Here is a 16,654-nt window from a genome sequence, read left to right on the forward strand (position 1 = left end):
ATGGGGCAGGACGAAACACAACGAACCGACCGTGATGCGCAGCTGTTGCGGTTCACGCGCCCCGAGCAGACCTTTCCGGCGCTGACGCCCGCCGAGATCGAACGGATCAGGCACTTCGGCGAAATCCGCACCTACGCGGACGGCGAATTGCTGTTCGAGACCGGCAAGCCCGGGCCCGGCATGTTCGTGGTGCTGGCGGGCCACGTCGCCATCACCCAGCGCGATGGTCTCGGCCACGTCACGCCCGTGATCGATCAGGGGCCGGGGCAATTCCTGGCCGAGCTTGGCCAGCTCTCGGGCAGGCCGGCGCTGGTCGACGGCCGCGCCGAAGGCAATGTCGAGGTGCTGCTCGTCCCGCCGGACCGGCTGCGCGCGCTGCTGGTGGCCGAAGCCGAGCTTGGCGAGCGCATCATGCGCGCGCTGATCCTGCGCCGGGTCAATCTGATCCAGGGCGGCATCGGCGGCCCCGTGCTGATCGGGCCCTCGAACTCCGCGGGCGTGGTGCGCCTGCAGGGCTTTCTCACCCGCAATGGCCAGCCGCATCATCTGCTCGATCCCGAGAGCGAGCATGACGCCGCCGAACTGATCGCGCGCTATTCGCCGAAGCCGGAGGATTGGCCGCTCGTCGTCACGGCCGGCGGCACGGTGCTGCGCAATCCCAGCGAGACCGAGCTCGGCCGCGCCATCGGCATGATCGGCGGGGCCAAGGACAACCGCATCTACGATGTCGCCATCGTCGGCTGCGGGCCGGCGGGGCTCGCGACCGCGGTCTATGCGGCGTCCGAAGGTCTCTCGGTCGCGGTCGTCGACACCCGCGCCTTTGGCGGCCAAGCCGGCGCCAGCGCGCGCATCGAGAACTATCTGGGCTTCCCGACCGGCATCTCCGGCCAGGCGCTGGCGGGCCGCGCCTTCACCCAGGCGCAGAAGTTCGGCGCCGACATCATGATTCCGATGTCGGTGAGCTCGCTGGATTGCTCGCGCGCCAACGGCACCTTCGCGCTGGCGCTGGATTGCGGCGAGACCTTGCGCTCCCGTTCGGTGGTGGTCGCCAGCGGCGCGCGCTACCGCCGTCCCCATATCGCCAACCTCGACAAGTTCGAGGGCCGCGGCGTCTGGTACTGGGCATCGCCCGTGGAGGCGCGACTCTGCGCCGGCGAGGAGGTGGCTCTGGTCGGCGCCGGTAATTCGGCTGGCCAGGCGGCCGTGTTCCTGTCGGGCCATGCCAAACGCGTGTTGATGATCATCCGCGGCGGCGGCCTTGGCGCCAGCATGTCGCGCTATCTCATCGAGCGCATCGAAGCGACCCCGAACATCGAACTGATGTTCAACACCGAGATCACCGCGCTCGAGGGCGACGAGGCCTCGCTGCTGCGGCGCATCCGCTGGAAGAGCCGGCTCTCGGATGACGAGGATTCCGCCGACATCCGCAATCTCTTCCTGTTCGTCGGCGCCGATCCCGCCACGTCCTGGCTCGACGGTTGCGGCGTGACGCTCGATCGCGGCGGCTTCGTGGTCACGGGCGCGCAGTCGGAGCAGAACCAGGGCAAGCTGGTGGCGCCGCTGGAGACCTCCGTGCCCGGCGTCTACGCCGTCGGCGACGTCCGCTCCGGCTCGGTCAAGCGCGTCGGCGGCGCCATCGGCGAGGGCGCGCAGGTCGTTGCCTCCCTGCATGGCTATCTCGGCGACGCCGCAAAACCGGCGCTTTAGTCAAGGACAAGGCAAGGCAATGGCAAGCCAAATCCGGCTTGTCATCTTGCTGCGCAATGCGTGACTATCCCCTCGTCGCGAGGCAATCGCGCGCGGAAAAAACAACGATTCAACGGGAGGACCAAATGGCTGAAGTCGTCGTGCTCTACAAGACACCCAAGGATGCTGCCGCCTTCGACAAGTACTATGCCGAGACGCACATTCCACTCGCCAAGAAACTTCCCGGCCTGAAGAACTACGCCGTCAGTAAAGGGCCGGTCGCATCTCCCGCAGGCCCTTCCGGAATCCATCTCGTCGCCATCCTCACCTTCGACAGCGTGGCCGACGTTCAGGCCGCCTTTGCCAGCCCGGAAGGCAAGGCGACCGGCGCCGACGTGCCGAAATTCGCCAGCGGCGGTGCCGACATCCTGATCTTCGATACCAAGAACGTGTGAGTTCGATTCAACTTTCGTCGAAAGCCTGCCGTCGTTTGTGACAGCGCTGCAAAAAGTTCAGCCATGCGTTTTTCGATTTCGCACGATGACGCATGGCTGCGCTCATGCATGTGACGACAACGCAGGTGGTAATCCGATGAGGACCGTAATACTATTCTCGTCACCTCAACGCCGAGAGTAGGAGAGATGTCATGGTGCTTGGCCTAAGCCTGCCCGCCCTTACGCTGATCCATGTCATCATCAGCCTGATTGCCATCGTCGCCGGGCTTGTCGTGATGTTCGGCCTGCTTGGCTCGAAGTCGATGCCGGGCCTGACTGCGATCTTCCTGCTGTTCACCATTCTCACCAGCGCGACTGGTTTCCTGTTTCCATTCAAGGAGCTGCTGCCCTCGCACATCATCGGCATCATCTCGCTGGTGCTGCTCGCGATTGCCTGTTTCGCGCTCTACGGCATGAAGCTCGGCGGCGTCTGGCGCCCGGTCTACATCGTCACCGCGATGATCTCGCTCTATTTCAACGTCTTCGTGCTGGTGATCCAGTCGTTCCTCAAGGTGCCCGCACTTGCCGCGCTCGCGCCCGCCGTGCCCCCGGCGCCGCCATCGGGGCCGGTCTTCGCCGTGGTGCAGGGCATCGTGCTGGTGTTCTTCGTCGTGCTGACCATCGGCGCCTGGCGCCGCTACAAGCCCCTGGCGTTTGCCTGATTGGCCCCTCTCGTCATTCCGGCCATCGCACAGCGATAAACTCTGGTGCGCAATCGCGCACCAGAGAATCCCGATTTATCAATCTCCAGATTCCGGGTTCGCGCTGACGCGCGTCCCGGAATGACGTCTCTCATTGAAAGGAGCCCCACCATGCCCACCATCACCACCAAAGACGGCGTCGAGATCTTCTACAAGGACTGGGGCTCGGGCCAGCCGATCGTGTTCAGCCATGGCTGGCCGCTGTCCTCGGACGATTGGGACGCGCAGATGATGTACTTCGTCACGCGCGGCTATCGCGTCATCGCCCATGACCGCCGCGGCCACGGCCGCTCGGCGCAGGTCGCCGACGGCCACGACATGGATCATTATGCCGACGATCTCGCCGCGCTCACCGCGCATCTCGACCTCAAGAACGCCCTCCATGTCGGCCATTCCACCGGCGGCGGCGAGGTCGTGCACTACATCGCCCGTCACGGCGAGAGTCGCGTCGCGAAGGCCGCGATCCTCTCCGCGGTGCCGCCGCTGATGGTGCAGACCGCAGCCAATCCCGGCGGCCTGCCGAAGAGCGTGTTCGACGATTTCCAGGCCCAGCTTGCCGCCGGCCGCTCGGCCTTCTACCGCGACATCGCCGCCGGCCCGTTCTACGGCTACAACCGCCCCGGCGCAAAACCGCTGGAAGCGGTGATCGAGAACTGGTGGCGCCAGGGCATGATGGGTGGCGCGAAAGCGCATTACGACGGCATCGTCGCGTTCTCGCAAACCGATTTCACTGAGGATCTGAAGAAGATCAACGTCCCGGTGCTGGTGATGCATGGCGACGACGACCAGATCGTGCCATACGCGGACTCGGCGCCGCTCTCGGCCAAGCTGCTCAAGAAAGGCATCCTGAAGACCTACAAGGGATTCCCCCACGGCATGCCGACCACGCATGCCGAGACGATCAACGCGGATCTCCTGGCGTTCTTCAGGGAGTGAGGTTTCACGACTCTCACCCTCCCTTGTTGTGGGAATGGGTGGCTCGCCGCGTAGCGGCGAGCCGGACGAGGGCTTAACTTGTGTGTGGAAATTTCGGGGCTCGTGCGCGTTGAGCCCCGTCCACTCCAGGAGAGGCGCGGCGATGTCGCCCCAGCTCAAACTGATCGCTCTCGACGCCGACGACCTCGCCGTGATCTCGACCCATGTCCAGGACGCCCGCGTCCAGGCTTCCGATATCATTTGGCGGCAGGGCGAGAAACGGCTTGTGGTCGGAATGAGCCGGCTGGACTGGGAGCAGACCTTGGAGGGCGAGACCGAGCCGCGCCGGCTGGTCGCAGCGCTCCGTTTCGACCGTGTGCTCGCCTGCAAGTCGCGCAACATTGACCTCGCCGCGCCGGACAAGATCCTGGATCTCGTCGGCATTGAATTTCACCCCCGGGACGGCCGCGCCGAGGAGCCCGGCGGCAGCGCCCTGCTTTTGTTCGCCCAGGGCGGCGCCATCCGCCTGGACGTCGAGTGTCTGGAATGCGAGCTGACCGACCTCGGGGCTGACACGCTGGGCACTGGAGTCCAGGGGGAGGGCTGAAGAGGCCGTATACCAGCCGAATGGGCCCTGGCTGGGATGGCATCTGCCGAGGGTTGACGCAGCTTCCCCGCCGCGCCATTGAGCAGGGGACCTGGTGCGCCGATCCGCCCCTCAAGACCAGCCGGAAGCCAAGCGAAACATGCCCGTTCGCCTCGACCGCAGCAGCGCCGATTTCGACCAGCGATTCGCAGCCTTCCTCGCCGCCAAGCGCGAGGCTTCGGCCGATGTCGAGGCCGCCGCGCGCGCGATCGTCGACGACGTGGCCAAGCGTGGCGACGCCGCCCTGCTCGAGGCGACGGCCAAGTTCGACCGCTTGAGGCTGGACGCATCCTCCTTGCGCGTCTCCGCCGCCGAGATCGAGGCCGCCGTGAAGGCCTGCGAGCCTGCGACGCTGGATGCACTCAAGCTCGCGCGCGACCGCATCGAGACCTATCACCGCCGCCAACTACCGAAAGACGAGCGCTTCACCGACCCGCTCGGCGTCGAGCTTGGTTGGCGCTACACCGCGATCGAATCCGCCGGCCTCTACGTCCCCGGCGGCACGGCGGCCTATCCGTCCTCGGTGCTGATGAATGCCGTGCCGGCGAAAGTCGCCGGCGTGTCGCGCCTCGTGATGGTGGTGCCCTCGCCGGACGGCAAGCTCAATCCGCTGGTCCTGGCGGCCGCCCATCTCGGCGGCGTCACCGAGATCTACCGTGTCGGCGGTGCGCAGGCGGTGGCCGCGCTGGCGCATGGCACCGCGACCATCGCGCCGGTCGCCAAGATTGTCGGCCCGGGCAATGCCTATGTCGCTGCCGCGAAACGGCTGGTGTTCGGCAAGGTCGGCATCGACATGATCGCCGGCCCCTCGGAGGTGCTCGTCATTGCCGACGACACCGGCAACGCCGATTGGATCGCCGCTGACCTCTTGGCGCAGGCCGAGCACGATTCCAGCGCGCAGTCGATCCTGATCACGGACTCGGCGCGCCTTGCCGCCGACGTCGAAAAGGCGGTCGAGGCGCAGCTGAAGACGCTGCCACGCGCCGCGATCGCCAGCGCGTCCTGGGCCGATTTCGGCGCCGTTATCATGGTGAAGAACCTGGGCGACGCCGTCCCGCTTGCCGACGCCATCGCGGCCGAGCATCTCGAGATCATGACCGTCGATCCCGACGCGCTCGCGGCGAAGATCCGCAATGCCGGCGCGGTGTTCCTCGGACCGCACACGCCCGAAGCGATCGGCGATTATGTCGGCGGCTCCAACCACGTGCTGCCGACGGCGCGCTCGGCGCGGTTTTCCTCCGGGCTCTCGGTGCACGACTTCATGAAGCGCACCTCGATCCTGAAATGCGGACCGGATCAATTGCGTGCGCTGGGTCCGGCCGCGATGACGCTCGGCAAGGCGGAGGGGCTGGATGCCCATTCCCGCTCGATTGGATTGCGCCTCAATCTGTCATGACAAAGCCGCCCGCACAGGACGACTCGACCAATCGCATCGTCGGCGTCTCGCTCGACGAGGAATCGATCGGCCGTTCCGGGCCCGACATCGAGCACGAGCGGGCGATCGCGATCTACGATCTGATCGAGCAGAACCTGTTTGCGCCCGAGGGTGCGGAGGGCAAGGGCCCGTTCACGCTGCATATCGGCATCACCGGCAACCGGCTGATGTTCGACATTCGCCGCGAGGACGGCACGCCCGTGGTCGCGCATCTGCTCTCGCTGACGCCGTTCCGGCGGATCGTGAAGGACTATTTCATGATCTGCGACAGCTATTACCAGGCGATCCGCACCGCGACCCCCGACAAGATCGAGGCCATCGACATGGGCCGCCGCGGCATCCACGACGAAGGATCGCGCACGCTGCAGGAGCGGCTGAAAGGCAAGGTGCGGGTCGACTTCGAGACCTCGCGCCGGCTGTTCACGCTCATTACAGTCCTGCACTGGAAGGGCTGAGCGCGATGGCGGATCCGCCACGCGCACGCGATCCTCAGTCGGTGCTGTTCGCCTGTGCGATGAACAGCGTGCGCTCGCCGATGGCCGCGAGCCTGTTGCAGCACATGTTTCCGCAAGGGCTCTATGTGAAGTCGGCCGGCACCAAGAAGGGCGAGCTCGATCCCTTCGCCGTCGCCGTGATGGGCGAGCTCGGCCAGGACATCTCCGGCCACAAGCCGCAGACCTTCGAGGAGCTGGAGGATTGGGAGGGACTGAATTTCGACCTCATCATCACGCTCTCGCCCGAAGCGCATCACAAGGCGCTGGAGCTGACGCGAACGCTCGCGGCCGAGGTCGAATACTGGCCGACGCAGGATCCCACCACCATCGAAGGCAGCCGCGACCAGAAGTTAGCTGCCTATCGCGAGGTCTGCGATCAGCTCCTGATGCGCATCCGGCGGCGCTTCGCCAAGGTCGGCGCGGCGAGCGGGTAGCATCAGCCCGCCGTAACACCCGCGTCACAGAGAGCAGGCACAGCCGTGGCGGATACATCGAATCACCAAACTCCGGTTCCCGGGTTGTGAAATCAGCCCCCTTCCGATAGGTTCCGCGCGCAATTCACCCCTGCCTCATCTTCCAAATCACCTGATGCTTGGCCGCCCCAAATTCGTACTTGCCTCCGGCTCGCCGCGTCGGCTGTCGCTGCTCAACCAGGCCGGCATCGAGCCGGATGCGCTCCGGCCGGCCGACGTCGACGAGACGCCGAGGCGGGGCGAGCTGCCGCGCGCCTGTGCCAACCGGCTGGCCAGAGCCAAGGCCGACGCTGCGCTGAAGTCGGTGCAGCTCGACGACGAGCTGCGCGGCGCCTTCATCCTCGCCGCCGACACGGTGGTGGCGGTCGGCCGCCGCATCCTGCCGAAGGCCAATCTGGTCGACGAGGCCGCGCAGTGCCTGCGGCTGCTGTCGGGCCGCAACCACCGCGTCTACACCGCGATCTGCCTGGTCACGCCGCGCGAGGCTTTCCGCCAGCGTCTGGTCGAGACGCGCGTGCGCTTCAAGCGCCTGTCCGAGGACGACATCCAGGCCTATATCGGCTCCGGCGAATGGCGCGGCAAAGCCGGCGGCTACGCCGTGCAGGGCATCGCCGGATCCTTCGTGGTCAAGATGGTGGGGTCCTACACCAACGTCGTCGGCCTGCCGCTGTACGAGACCACGACGCTGCTCGGCGGCGAGGGCTTTCCGATCCGCTTCGGCTGGCTCAATACCACCGCGGTGTGAGCCCAAGTGAGCCCAAGGGCCGCGCCGACAAAAACCTCGAAAACAACCCCATGCACAGTAGAATGGCCCTGCCGGGTCCGCGCCGCGGCGCATGCGCGGCTGCACCGGGAACCCGCTTCCCGGCAGGTACTTGAACCCCGTCACCGCGTGTAAGCTGCCGACATCCATGGACGACCAGGTCACCAAGCCCACCCGCCCGCTCAAGACCTGCCCGATCTGCGGCAAGCCGCAGTCGCAGGCCACCCGTCCGTTCTGCTCCTCGCGCTGTCGCGACGTCGACCTGAACCGCTGGCTGAAGGGCTCCTACGTCATCCCCGGCCGCGACGACGAAACCGACGACGTCGAATAATCGAGCTGTATCAAAGCTTTAATTGCCTCGCTGAAGCGCCGAGCAGCAGCCGCAGCAACCCCGCCCGATCTTGTGCACAGAAGGGCCGCGCCCGGCGCAGCCACTTGGCGAAGCCGGGTGGACAGGCCGCTCCGAGCCCACTATAAACCGCCCGCTCGATGGGCTTTGGCCCCTCTCTTGGAGCACGCCCAGGTAGCTCAGTTGGTAGAGCATGCGACTGAAAATCGCAGTGTCGGTGGTTCGATTCCGCCCCTGGGCACCATTTCCCTGACATCGAATATCCCCGAGATGTGGCTGCCCCCGAGCCACTACCCTCGTCCGCTATACGTAGCCGGCGGCCGCTGATATGATCCTCCGACGGTAAACGGCAGCTCGCCACCATACTTTTCTGCGATGCCGGCCTTCTGATCGGACCTCGATCCCGCTCGCGCCATTTCGCATTGCTTCGACAAGAACGCTGAACAAATTCGTCAACGGCTGCCGCGTCCCCGCTCACATCAGGAGATGTGCCATGACTGCATCGGACTGGCGTCTCGAAGGCGAATGGATGAAGAACTGCACCTGTGCGTTCGGCTGCCCCTGCGATTTCAACGCACGGCCGACCCAAGGCTATTGCAAGGGATTGGTCGCCATGCGGATCGCCAAGGGACATTTCGAAGGGACCAGGCTCGATGGTCTCTGCTTTGCGATCACGGTCGATTTCCCCGGGCCGCTGCATGAGGGCAACGGGACAATCCAGCCCATCATCGACGAACGCGCCACGGCGGAGCAGCGACAGGCGTTGTTCGATATCTTCTCCGGTAAGCATTCGGCCGAAGGCACGCTGTTCCAGATCGTCAGCATGATCGTCACCAAGATCCATGATCCCGTGTTTGTGCCGTTCGAGTTCTCCTTCGACAAGGACGGACGCGTCGCAAGACTCGTCGCCAAGGGCGTGCTCGAGACCGATGTCGAGCCGATCAAGAATCCGGTGACCGGTGATCCGCACCGCATCCAGGTGGTCATGCCCGAAGGGTTCGAACATCGGGCGGCCGAGGTCGCATCCGCCGACATCCGCTCGACCGGCGCGATCCGGTTCGAGACCCGCGCTACGCATAGCTCGCTCGCCAATGTCGTGCAGACGCCTAAGGGCGTTGCGGCATGATGCGGCGCTGACACCGACACAAGATCTCGGTGTCAGCTCCTCGTCGCCATGGACAAGTCGATGCAGGAGCGCTCGATACTCGAACACTTGCTCCACCGCGACCGGCTGATCGTCGCGATCGGGACCGCCGCAGTGGTCGCGCTCGCCTGGGCCTATCTCGCTGCGGGCGCCGGCATGGACACCGAGATGATGGCCGACATGCCGGACATGGCGCCGATGCCGTGGACGCCGTTCTATGGCGCGCTGCTGTTCGTGATGTGGTGGGTGATGATGGTCGCGATGATGGCGCCGAGCGCGGTGCCCACCGTTCTCCTGTATGCGACCGTCAAGCGAAGGCAGGAGGCTGCCTCCCGCGCCGCAATCGATAGCTGGATCTTTCTCGCCGGTTATCTCGTGACGTGGGCCGGGTTCAGTCTCGCTGCGGTCCTGGTGCAAGGAGCATTCGAACGCTTCGGGTTGTTGTCGATGGCGATGGCAAGCACCAGCGCGATTCTGGGCGGCGGCGTGCTGATTGCAGCAGGGCTCTATCAGTTCACGCCGCTCAAACAGGCCTGCCTGCGCTACTGCGACAGTCCGCTGTTGTTTCTCAGTCGATATTGGCGGCCCGGCACGCGCGGCGCATTCCGGATGGGACTTCGCCACGGCAGCTACTGCGTCGGCTGCTGCTGGTTTCTGATGGTATTGCTGTTCGTCGGCGGCGTGATGAACCTGGCCTGGATCATCGGCATCGCGCTCTATGTCGCCGCCGAGAAGCTGCTGCCGTTCGGCCAACGGTTGAGTTATGCGGCAGGCGCGCTCCTCATCCTGTCCGGCACGATCGTCCTTGCGCGCGCGATGTGAAAAACGGTCCAAAGACGGTTAAAATGGTGCGACATGGCGATGTGCCTGATTGCCCAATACCAGCCGACCTCCGTGATGATACGGAGGCTTTGAGCTGAAGAATTGAGCTTCCTCCAAACAAAAACTTAAGGCTGTTTCGGCTACCTTCGCGCTATGAACGGCACCCGCGCGGGTGTCCCTGTGCAGTCGAGGCGGAGACAAGGCGATGCCAATACTGCGGGCGAGCGCAGTTCTGCCCTGGCGGCCGAAGCGGGAGTGCGCGTCGTGATTCCCGCAGGGGCAGTTCGCAAAGCCGGAAGAGCGATCCTGCGGAATGCTCCGCTGCAGATCGCATTGTTCTTTCTCCCCTTGGTCTGGATCGGCTATTTCGCAATTACCGCCTCCGAGCGGATGGATGCGATCCAGCAAGCGCGGTCGCACGGCAACAGCGTCGCCGAATTGTTCGAGGAGAACACCGAGCGCATCTTCGAGCGCGTGGATCAGTCGTTGCTGGTGGTACAGGCACTCTACGCCCAGGATCCGCAGGCCTTCAGCCTGAAGTTCTGGTCCGACAAGGCCCGCCTCGCCACCGGCGACGTGGTCCAGTTCGCTCTGATCGGATCGGACGGATACATGACCGAGACGACGGCGGGCTATTCCGGTCCGCCACTTTATCTCGGTGATCGCGAGCACTTCATTCATACCATGTCGCAGGTCGACGATCGCCTTTACGTGGCGAAGCCGGTGCTGGGCCGCGCGTCCAAAAAGTGGACGATACAGCTCGCGAGAAAGCTGTTCGATCTCGCCGGCAATCGGGTCGGCGTGGTTGTCGGCTCGATCAGCGTCGACGTCGTCGGCAGGTTCTACGACACCGCAAAGCTCGGCGTCGGGGGAACGCTGGTGCTCAGGAATGCGAGCCACGTGGTGCTCGCCGCCCGGGGCGTGGACCAGGGGTCAGTGCTGGGACAAAGCGCGCCGAGCCGCGTCGCGGGCGAACTGGGCGACGGCTTCTATGCGCAATATTGGAACGAGAACCGACCGGACCGCAGCGACCGACTGATCACGGCGCGCAGGTCGCGTGCGTTTCCGCTCATCTTCACCGTCGGCATTTCGGAGCAGGAGATCTATTCCCGCTCCGCCTTCAGGCAGAAGGTCTATCTCGGCGGCGCGGTGCTGCTCACGTTCATCATCCTCGCCGCGACGACATTTCATTGGCGACGGCAGCAGGCGCTGGATCGCGCCCACCGCGAGCGGCGCGACTTCGCCAGCAAGTTCGAGGATGCGCTCAGGAACCTCCCCCAGGGCTTGAGCATGTTCGATGGCCGTGACCGCCTGATCGCGTTCAACCGGCAATGGCTCGAACTTTACGACCTCGTGCCGGAAGACATCCGGATCGGCATGGACTTCCGGGAGGTGTTCGCGAAGCAGACCGCCGTGCTCGACGTCGAGGCGTACCTCGTCGATTTGAAGAACCGGCTCGCCCAGTCGGAGCAGATCTCGAACACCGTGCAGTTTCCGGACGGCCGGGTCGTCTACATCTCCTATGGCCGGCGCGAGGACGGCGGCTGGGTTGCCACGCATGAGGACATCACCGAGCGCAAGGCGTCGGCGGACCGCATCGAGCGGCTCGCGCATTACGACAGCCTGACCGGCCTTGCCAATCGCAACCTGTTCAAGGAGCGCATCGACGAGGCGCTGGCCCGCCCGCGCCGGCCGGAGCCCGCGTTCGCCGTACTCCTGCTCGATCTCGACAAGTTCAAGTCGGTCAATGATGCGCTCGGCCACCAATGCGGCGACGCGTTGCTGAAGCAGGTTGCCGACCGGATCAAGGCGCAGATCCGTGATGCCGATACGGCGGCGCGAATCGGCGGCGACGAATTTGCCGTCATCGTGGCACCCGGCGGGGCCGCGATGCGCGAGGGCGCTGAAAGCCTGGCCGCGCGGCTGGTCGAGGCCATTGCCGAACCCTTTCACATCGATGGCCACCCCGTCGTGAGCGGCTGTAGCATTGGCCTTGCGCTCGTGCCCGAGCACGGCACGCGGGTCGACGAGATCCTTCGCAACGCCGATCTTGCGCTCTACAGGTCGAAGAATGCCGGCAGAAACTGCTTCCACGTCTATTCACCGGAGCTCAAGGCGGAAGCGGATCAACGCAACGTGCTCGAGATCGAGCTGCGTGAAGCGATCTGGCGCGAGGAGATAGAGCTGTTTTATCAGCCTGTGATCGAGCTCGGCACTGGTCGGGTAAAATCGGTCGAGGCCCTGGCGCGCTGGCATCACGCCACCAGGGGCTACGTCCCTCCGGCGGAGTTCATTGCGGTTGCCGAGGCGGGGGGACTGATCGTCGAGCTCGGCCACCAGGTGCTCGCCAGGGCCTGCCGCGATGCGATGAGCATGCCGAGCGACATCAAGGTCGCTGTCAATCTCTCCGCCCTGCAATTTGCCAGCGCCAATCTCGTCGACACCGTGACCTTTGCGTTGACGCAGAGCGGGCTTCCGCAGACCCGGCTCGAGCTCGAGATCACCGAAAGCGTATTTCTCGCCGACACCGAGGAGAACCTCAGGACGCTCCAGCGCCTCAAGGCGCTCGGCGTCTCCATTGCCCTCGACGATTTCGGTGTCGGATACTCGTCGTTGTCCTATTTGACGGCCTTTCCTTTCGACAAGGTCAAGATCGACAAATCCTTCATCGACAGGATCGATCGCTGCGAGACCGTCGCCGTGCTGAAATCCATCGTGCAGCTGGCAAAGACGCTGAAGCTGTCGATCGTCGCCGAGGGGGTCGAGTCCTCCGAACAGGTCAGACGGCTCCAATCACTCGGCATCCCGCTCGGCCAGGGATTTCACTTCAGCAAGCCCGTGCCGCTTGCAAGCCTCTCCTGGCAAGCCCCCACGGCGCGCCGGAAACGGCGGGTGGCGTGAGGTCAATGCCTCAGGCGTTTTCATCATGCCCGCCACTGCAGCCCCTTGGGCCGAAGAGCGTTCCTTAATTGCCGGTTCGGAAGCCTGCGCCCGCCCGTCCTGGCACTCCCCTTGCTCAGTCCTGACCCAAGCCCGGGCCTCGGTGGAGAGGCCGTTTCAGGTTGAGGCAAGTGATGCAGGAAGTGTCCCGTTCTGGTGCTGTTGACGAACTCCGGCTCGACGCGTTGATCGCCGATTTATGGTGGCGCGTTCGGCTGATTAATACCGACCTTCTCGAGGAAGAGGCGCGCGCCGGGGTGTTCGACCCGGCTCAGCCGACCTATCCGCTTCTCGCGGCCAACCTTCGCGCCCGACGCGACAATCTGGTCGCGACAATCGGCGTGCTCGAGCAGCGTGCGAGATCGGTGTCGGAAGCGGCCTGAAGCGGTCGCGGGGCGCGCCAGCCTCGACGACTTCCTCAACCGGCCGACTGCAGCGCCAGAGGCGGGCGGGATGCAATGCGCATCCTCGCATGGCTCGAATGCCTTCGGCGCTGTGCCGCTAACAGTTGAATTCAGGCCGCCGCCTGCCCGTGTTATGGCTGGTCTCTGCACCCCCGCGAGGCCGCCATGCTCCCCATTCCCGCCGATATCTTCACCGAACCCGAGGACGTCTCGCCCGACGGCCTGACCAATCTCGGCCCGCTTCGGCGTCTTGCCGGCACCTGGCAGGCGGACAAGGGCATCGACATCAATCCGAAGGCCGAAGGGCCGGAGCGGCGGACCTTCATCGAGCACATCCGCATGGATCCGATCGATCCGCAGGCCAACGGGCCGCAGCTGCTGTACGGGCTGCGGTACCACATCCACATCAACACGCCCGAGGAAGACATTACCTTCCACGACCAGGTCGGCTACTGGCTGTGGGAGCCGGCGACCGGGCTGATCATGCAGACCCTGGCGATCCCGCGCGGGCAGGTGCTGCTGGCCTCGGGCAAGGCCGGGCCCGACGACAAGACGATCTCGGTCACTGCCAAGCGCGGCGACACCGCCTACGGGATCTGCTCGACCGATTTTCTGGAGCAGGCCTTTCGCACCGATGCTTATCGCTGCGACATCACCTTCAACGAGGACGGCAGCTGGACCTATCTGATCCAGACCGAGTTGTTCGTGCGCGGCGCGCCGTTCAATCACCACGACACCAACACGCTCCAGCTCATAGCGCCACCCAAGCTCAATCCGCTGGCGGCGATCGTGAACGATCGTGCCGCTCGCGGTGGACCCGCGGCCTGAGCGCTGCCCTGAGGATTGCATGAAACCGTATGTCATCTGCCTGATGCACTCCAGCCTCGACGGGCGCACGCATCCCAGCCGCTGGCGTCCGAAGGGCGCGGGCACGGACTGGTTCGAGAAGATCCATGATGAGCTCGGCGGCGATGCCTGGGTGATCGGCCGCGTCACGGGTTCGGAGTTCGCCAAGGGCAGGCCCTATCCCCCGACAGACGCGAAAGTTCCGCGCGAAAACTGGTTCGCCCGGCGCGATGCAAAGACCTACGGCGTCGTGCTCGATGCAGAGGGCAAGATCGGCTGGGGGCGCGCGGAGATCGGCGGCGATCCGATCGTCGTCGTGCTGACCGAGAATGTCCCGGATTCGCATCTCGCTGGCCTCCGCGGCGAGGGCGTGTCCTACATCTTTGCCGGCAAATCCGAGATCGACCTCGCACTGACGCTGGACATTCTCAGCCGCGAGCTCGGCGTGAAGCGCCTGCTGGTCGAGGGCGGCGGCGTTGCCAACGGCGCGTTCCTGCGCGCCGGCCTCATCGACGAATTCAACCTGATCCTCAGCCCTGCGATCGACGGCGCAAAGGGCGCCCCGTTCGTGTTCGATTCCACCGAGGCGGACAGCGACCGGCGCGCGCCGATCGCCGCGATGACGCTGGAGAGCACGCGCGAGCTCGGCGGCGGCGTCCTGCTGCTGCGCTATCTGATCCAGAACGACCCGCAAGCCGTGAGCCGGTAAGGCGCGGCCATGTCCGATCCGTCCGAGCACATCGTCATCGTCGGCGCCGGCGCGGCCGGCCTGATGGCGGCGCGCGAGCTGGCGCGTGCGGGGCGCAAGGTGACGATCCTGGAGGCGCGCCAGCGCTGCGGCGGCCGCATTCATTCGCTGCCGGCCTCGGAGTTCGGCTATGCCGCCGACGGCGGCGCCGAGTTCGTCCATGGCGAGGCGCCGGTCACGCGCACATTGCTGCGCGAGGCAGGCCTGTCGCTTCAGGAGATCGAGGGCGAGCAGTGGAGCTTTGACGGGACGAAGCTCACGCGCGAGGCGCGTGACGATCCCCATGAAGCGGAGCTTCAGGCCAAGCTGGCGGACTTGAAGGACGACCTCACGGTCGCCGACTTCCTGCGCCGGCATTTTGCAGGCGACGACTACGCGCCGATGCGCCATTCGATCGAGCGGATGGTCGAAGGCTATGACGCGGCCGATCCCGAACGCGCCTCCACGCTGGCGCTGCGCGCGGAATGGATGGACGGCGGGCACGCTCCGCAGGCGCGCATCGAAGGCGGCTACGGCGCGATGATCGACATGATGACGGCCGACTGCCGCAGGCACGGCGCCACCATCCGCCTCGGCAGCGTCGTGTCGGCGATTGCGGAGGAGGGCGGCGCGGTGATCGTTCGCTGCGCCGGCGGCGACGTGCACGCCTGCGACCGCATGATCCTCACCGTGCCGCTGCCGCTGCTGCGCGAGATCGCGCTACCGGCAGGCGCGCGTGCTAAGCTGGCTGCTGTCGACGACATCGGCTTTGGCAACGTCATCAAGATCCTGCTGCGCTTCGCGCGGCCATGGTGGCGCGAGCGCAAGGAAGACCTTGCGGACATGACATTCCTGCTCTCGGACGAGGCGATCCCGGTCTGGTGGACGCGCTATCCGGACCAGCATCCCGTGCTGACGGGCTGGTTCGGCGGCCCGCGCACGGCGGAGCTGGAAAGCCTCGACGCGCGAGCATTGATCGATGCCGGGCTCGGCTCGCTCGCCGCAATCTTCGGCCTGCCGCGCGATCACATCGCGCGCGAGCTGGTGGCGTCCGCGGCGACCAACTGGGCGCATGATCCGTTCGCGCGCGGCGCCTATTCGTGGGCGACGCCGCGCACCCGAGCGGCACAGGCGATCCTCGCGCGTGGCGACGGCTTGGTGCTGTTTTCCGGCGAAGCGCTCTATCGCGGCCGCGACATGGGCACGGTCGAGGCGGCACTGGCGAGCGGCATGGAGACGGCGAACATGATCCTTCGGGGACAATGAAAAGAGGCCCGCATCTGATGCGGGCCTCTCGTCGCGTGTGTCTCCAGATCTTACCAGCGTCCGCCGCCGAAGCTGAACGTCACGCCGGGGCCTCCGCCGTAATAGCCGTAGGGCCCGCCGCCGTAATAGCCGTGGTGCCGCGGGTAATAGCCGTAGCTCCTGTAATACGGCCGGTAATAGCCGTGATGATGCCGCCAATGATGATGGTGGCGGTAATGCCTGCGGTGCGCGCTGATGTCGGTGGTCTGGCTTTCCTGCGCGGTCTGCTTGGCGCTTACGCTGCCGGCCGCACTCGCCGATCCACCGGCCAGCGCCGCAGCACCGAGGGCGATCGCGGCAATGAGATATTTCATGTCATCACTCCAGTTGAAGGTCGTGTGACAACACATGAGCATCCCGCGCGTTCCTGCCACTGCGGGCGTCGAAACGACGCAGATTTCAGTTCCCCGATGAACGTACGTTAACGTTCGTGAACGAGCGAAGGCCGCGCGATCTATCGTCGCATGAAGAGCCGTGGCTTGCGACTCGTGCCCCGGACGCAGCGCAGCG

The 16,654-nt window shown here is 65.3% G+C and carries 18 protein-coding genes and 1 tRNA gene; 18 read left to right on the forward strand and 1 reads right to left on the reverse strand.

All coding sequences use genetic code 11. The features are described 5' to 3' along the window. From N2605_RS02065 to N2605_RS02150, 18 genes are all read left to right on the forward strand, one after another. Positions 1–1,707 (forward strand): FAD-dependent oxidoreductase, encoded by a 1,707-nt coding sequence (locus N2605_RS02065; protein ID WP_225124446.1) that lies wholly within the window; start codon positions 1–3, stop codon positions 1,705–1,707. Positions 1,708–1,832: 125 nt separating this feature from the next. Beyond that, entirely contained in the window at positions 1,833–2,141 is a 309-nt protein-coding gene (locus tag N2605_RS02070; RefSeq protein WP_036014366.1) for an EthD family reductase, read from the forward strand. Between the two features lie 191 nt (positions 2,142–2,332). After that, positions 2,333–2,842, forward strand: coding sequence for a hypothetical protein (locus N2605_RS02075; RefSeq protein ID WP_036014365.1), 510 nt, complete (start codon positions 2,333–2,335; stop codon positions 2,840–2,842). 150 nt (positions 2,843–2,992) lie between these two features. Next, positions 2,993–3,817 (forward strand): alpha/beta fold hydrolase, encoded by an 825-nt coding sequence (locus N2605_RS02080; protein ID WP_128264893.1) that lies wholly within the window; start codon positions 2,993–2,995, stop codon positions 3,815–3,817. A 142-nt stretch (positions 3,818–3,959) separates the two neighbouring features. Continuing rightward, positions 3,960–4,403: a DUF2948 family protein gene (locus N2605_RS02085; RefSeq protein ID WP_036014359.1), complete on the forward strand. Its 444-nt coding sequence runs from the start codon at positions 3,960–3,962 to the stop codon at positions 4,401–4,403. A gap of 139 nt (positions 4,404–4,542) precedes the next feature. After that, a complete protein-coding gene (gene hisD, locus N2605_RS02090) occupies positions 4,543–5,838 on the forward strand; it encodes a histidinol dehydrogenase (protein WP_225113372.1) in 1,296 nt (431 codons plus the stop codon). Further along, positions 5,835–6,332, forward strand: coding sequence for a UPF0262 family protein (locus N2605_RS02095; RefSeq protein WP_225113371.1), 498 nt, complete (start codon positions 5,835–5,837; stop codon positions 6,330–6,332). The genes hisD and N2605_RS02095 overlap by 4 nt, the downstream gene beginning before the upstream one ends. Before the next feature lie 5 nt (positions 6,333–6,337). Next, complete coding sequence (locus N2605_RS02100; protein WP_036026992.1) at positions 6,338–6,805, forward strand: arsenate-mycothiol transferase ArsC; 468 nt, start codon at positions 6,338–6,340, stop codon at positions 6,803–6,805. A gap of 154 nt (positions 6,806–6,959) precedes the next feature. Beyond that, entirely contained in the window at positions 6,960–7,589 is a 630-nt protein-coding gene (locus tag N2605_RS02105; RefSeq protein WP_025032373.1) for a Maf-like protein, read from the forward strand. A 166-nt stretch (positions 7,590–7,755) separates the two neighbouring features. Then, positions 7,756–7,938, forward strand: coding sequence for a DNA gyrase inhibitor YacG (gene yacG, locus N2605_RS02110; protein ID WP_036014351.1), 183 nt, complete (start codon positions 7,756–7,758; stop codon positions 7,936–7,938). A 186-nt stretch (positions 7,939–8,124) separates the two neighbouring features. After that, positions 8,125–8,200 (forward strand) — tRNA-Phe (locus N2605_RS02115). 249 nt (positions 8,201–8,449) lie between these two features. Next, complete coding sequence (locus N2605_RS02120) at positions 8,450–9,082, forward strand: DUF1326 domain-containing protein (RefSeq protein WP_057027610.1); 633 nt, start codon at positions 8,450–8,452, stop codon at positions 9,080–9,082. 60 nt (positions 9,083–9,142) lie between these two features. Further along, the gene (locus N2605_RS02125; protein WP_036014354.1) at positions 9,143–9,922 is read left to right on the forward strand and encodes a DUF2182 domain-containing protein; all 780 of its coding nucleotides are present in this window, start codon (positions 9,143–9,145) and stop codon (positions 9,920–9,922) included. A 333-nt stretch (positions 9,923–10,255) separates the two neighbouring features. After that, a complete protein-coding gene (locus N2605_RS02130) occupies positions 10,256–12,823 on the forward strand; it encodes a bifunctional diguanylate cyclase/phosphodiesterase (protein ID WP_260345686.1) in 2,568 nt (855 codons plus the stop codon). A 173-nt stretch (positions 12,824–12,996) separates the two neighbouring features. Further along, positions 12,997–13,245 carry a hypothetical protein gene (locus N2605_RS02135; RefSeq protein WP_225186163.1) on the forward strand — a complete coding sequence of 83 codons (249 nt, stop codon included), beginning with the start codon at positions 12,997–12,999 and terminating at the stop codon, positions 13,243–13,245. Positions 13,246–13,431: 186 nt separating this feature from the next. Next, a complete protein-coding gene (locus tag N2605_RS02140; protein WP_036027012.1) occupies positions 13,432–14,094 on the forward strand; it encodes an FABP family protein in 663 nt (220 codons plus the stop codon). A 19-nt stretch (positions 14,095–14,113) separates the two neighbouring features. Then, positions 14,114–14,821 carry a RibD family protein gene (locus tag N2605_RS02145; RefSeq protein ID WP_225186164.1) on the forward strand — a complete coding sequence of 236 codons (708 nt, stop codon included), beginning with the start codon at positions 14,114–14,116 and terminating at the stop codon, positions 14,819–14,821. A 9-nt stretch (positions 14,822–14,830) separates the two neighbouring features. Next, positions 14,831–16,105: a flavin monoamine oxidase family protein gene (locus tag N2605_RS02150; protein ID WP_260345687.1), complete on the forward strand. Its 1,275-nt coding sequence runs from the start codon at positions 14,831–14,833 to the stop codon at positions 16,103–16,105. Between the two features lie 50 nt (positions 16,106–16,155). Here N2605_RS02150 and N2605_RS02155 read toward each other — a convergent pair whose 3' ends face one another. After that, complete coding sequence (locus tag N2605_RS02155) at positions 16,156–16,458, reverse strand: hypothetical protein (RefSeq protein WP_193760572.1); 303 nt, start codon at positions 16,456–16,458, stop codon at positions 16,156–16,158. Positions 16,459–16,654: the final 196 nt, after the last annotated feature.

The sequence above is a fragment of the Bradyrhizobium yuanmingense genome, from assembly GCF_025200905.1.
Lineage (GTDB): Bacteria > Pseudomonadota > Alphaproteobacteria > Rhizobiales > Xanthobacteraceae > Bradyrhizobium > Bradyrhizobium yuanmingense.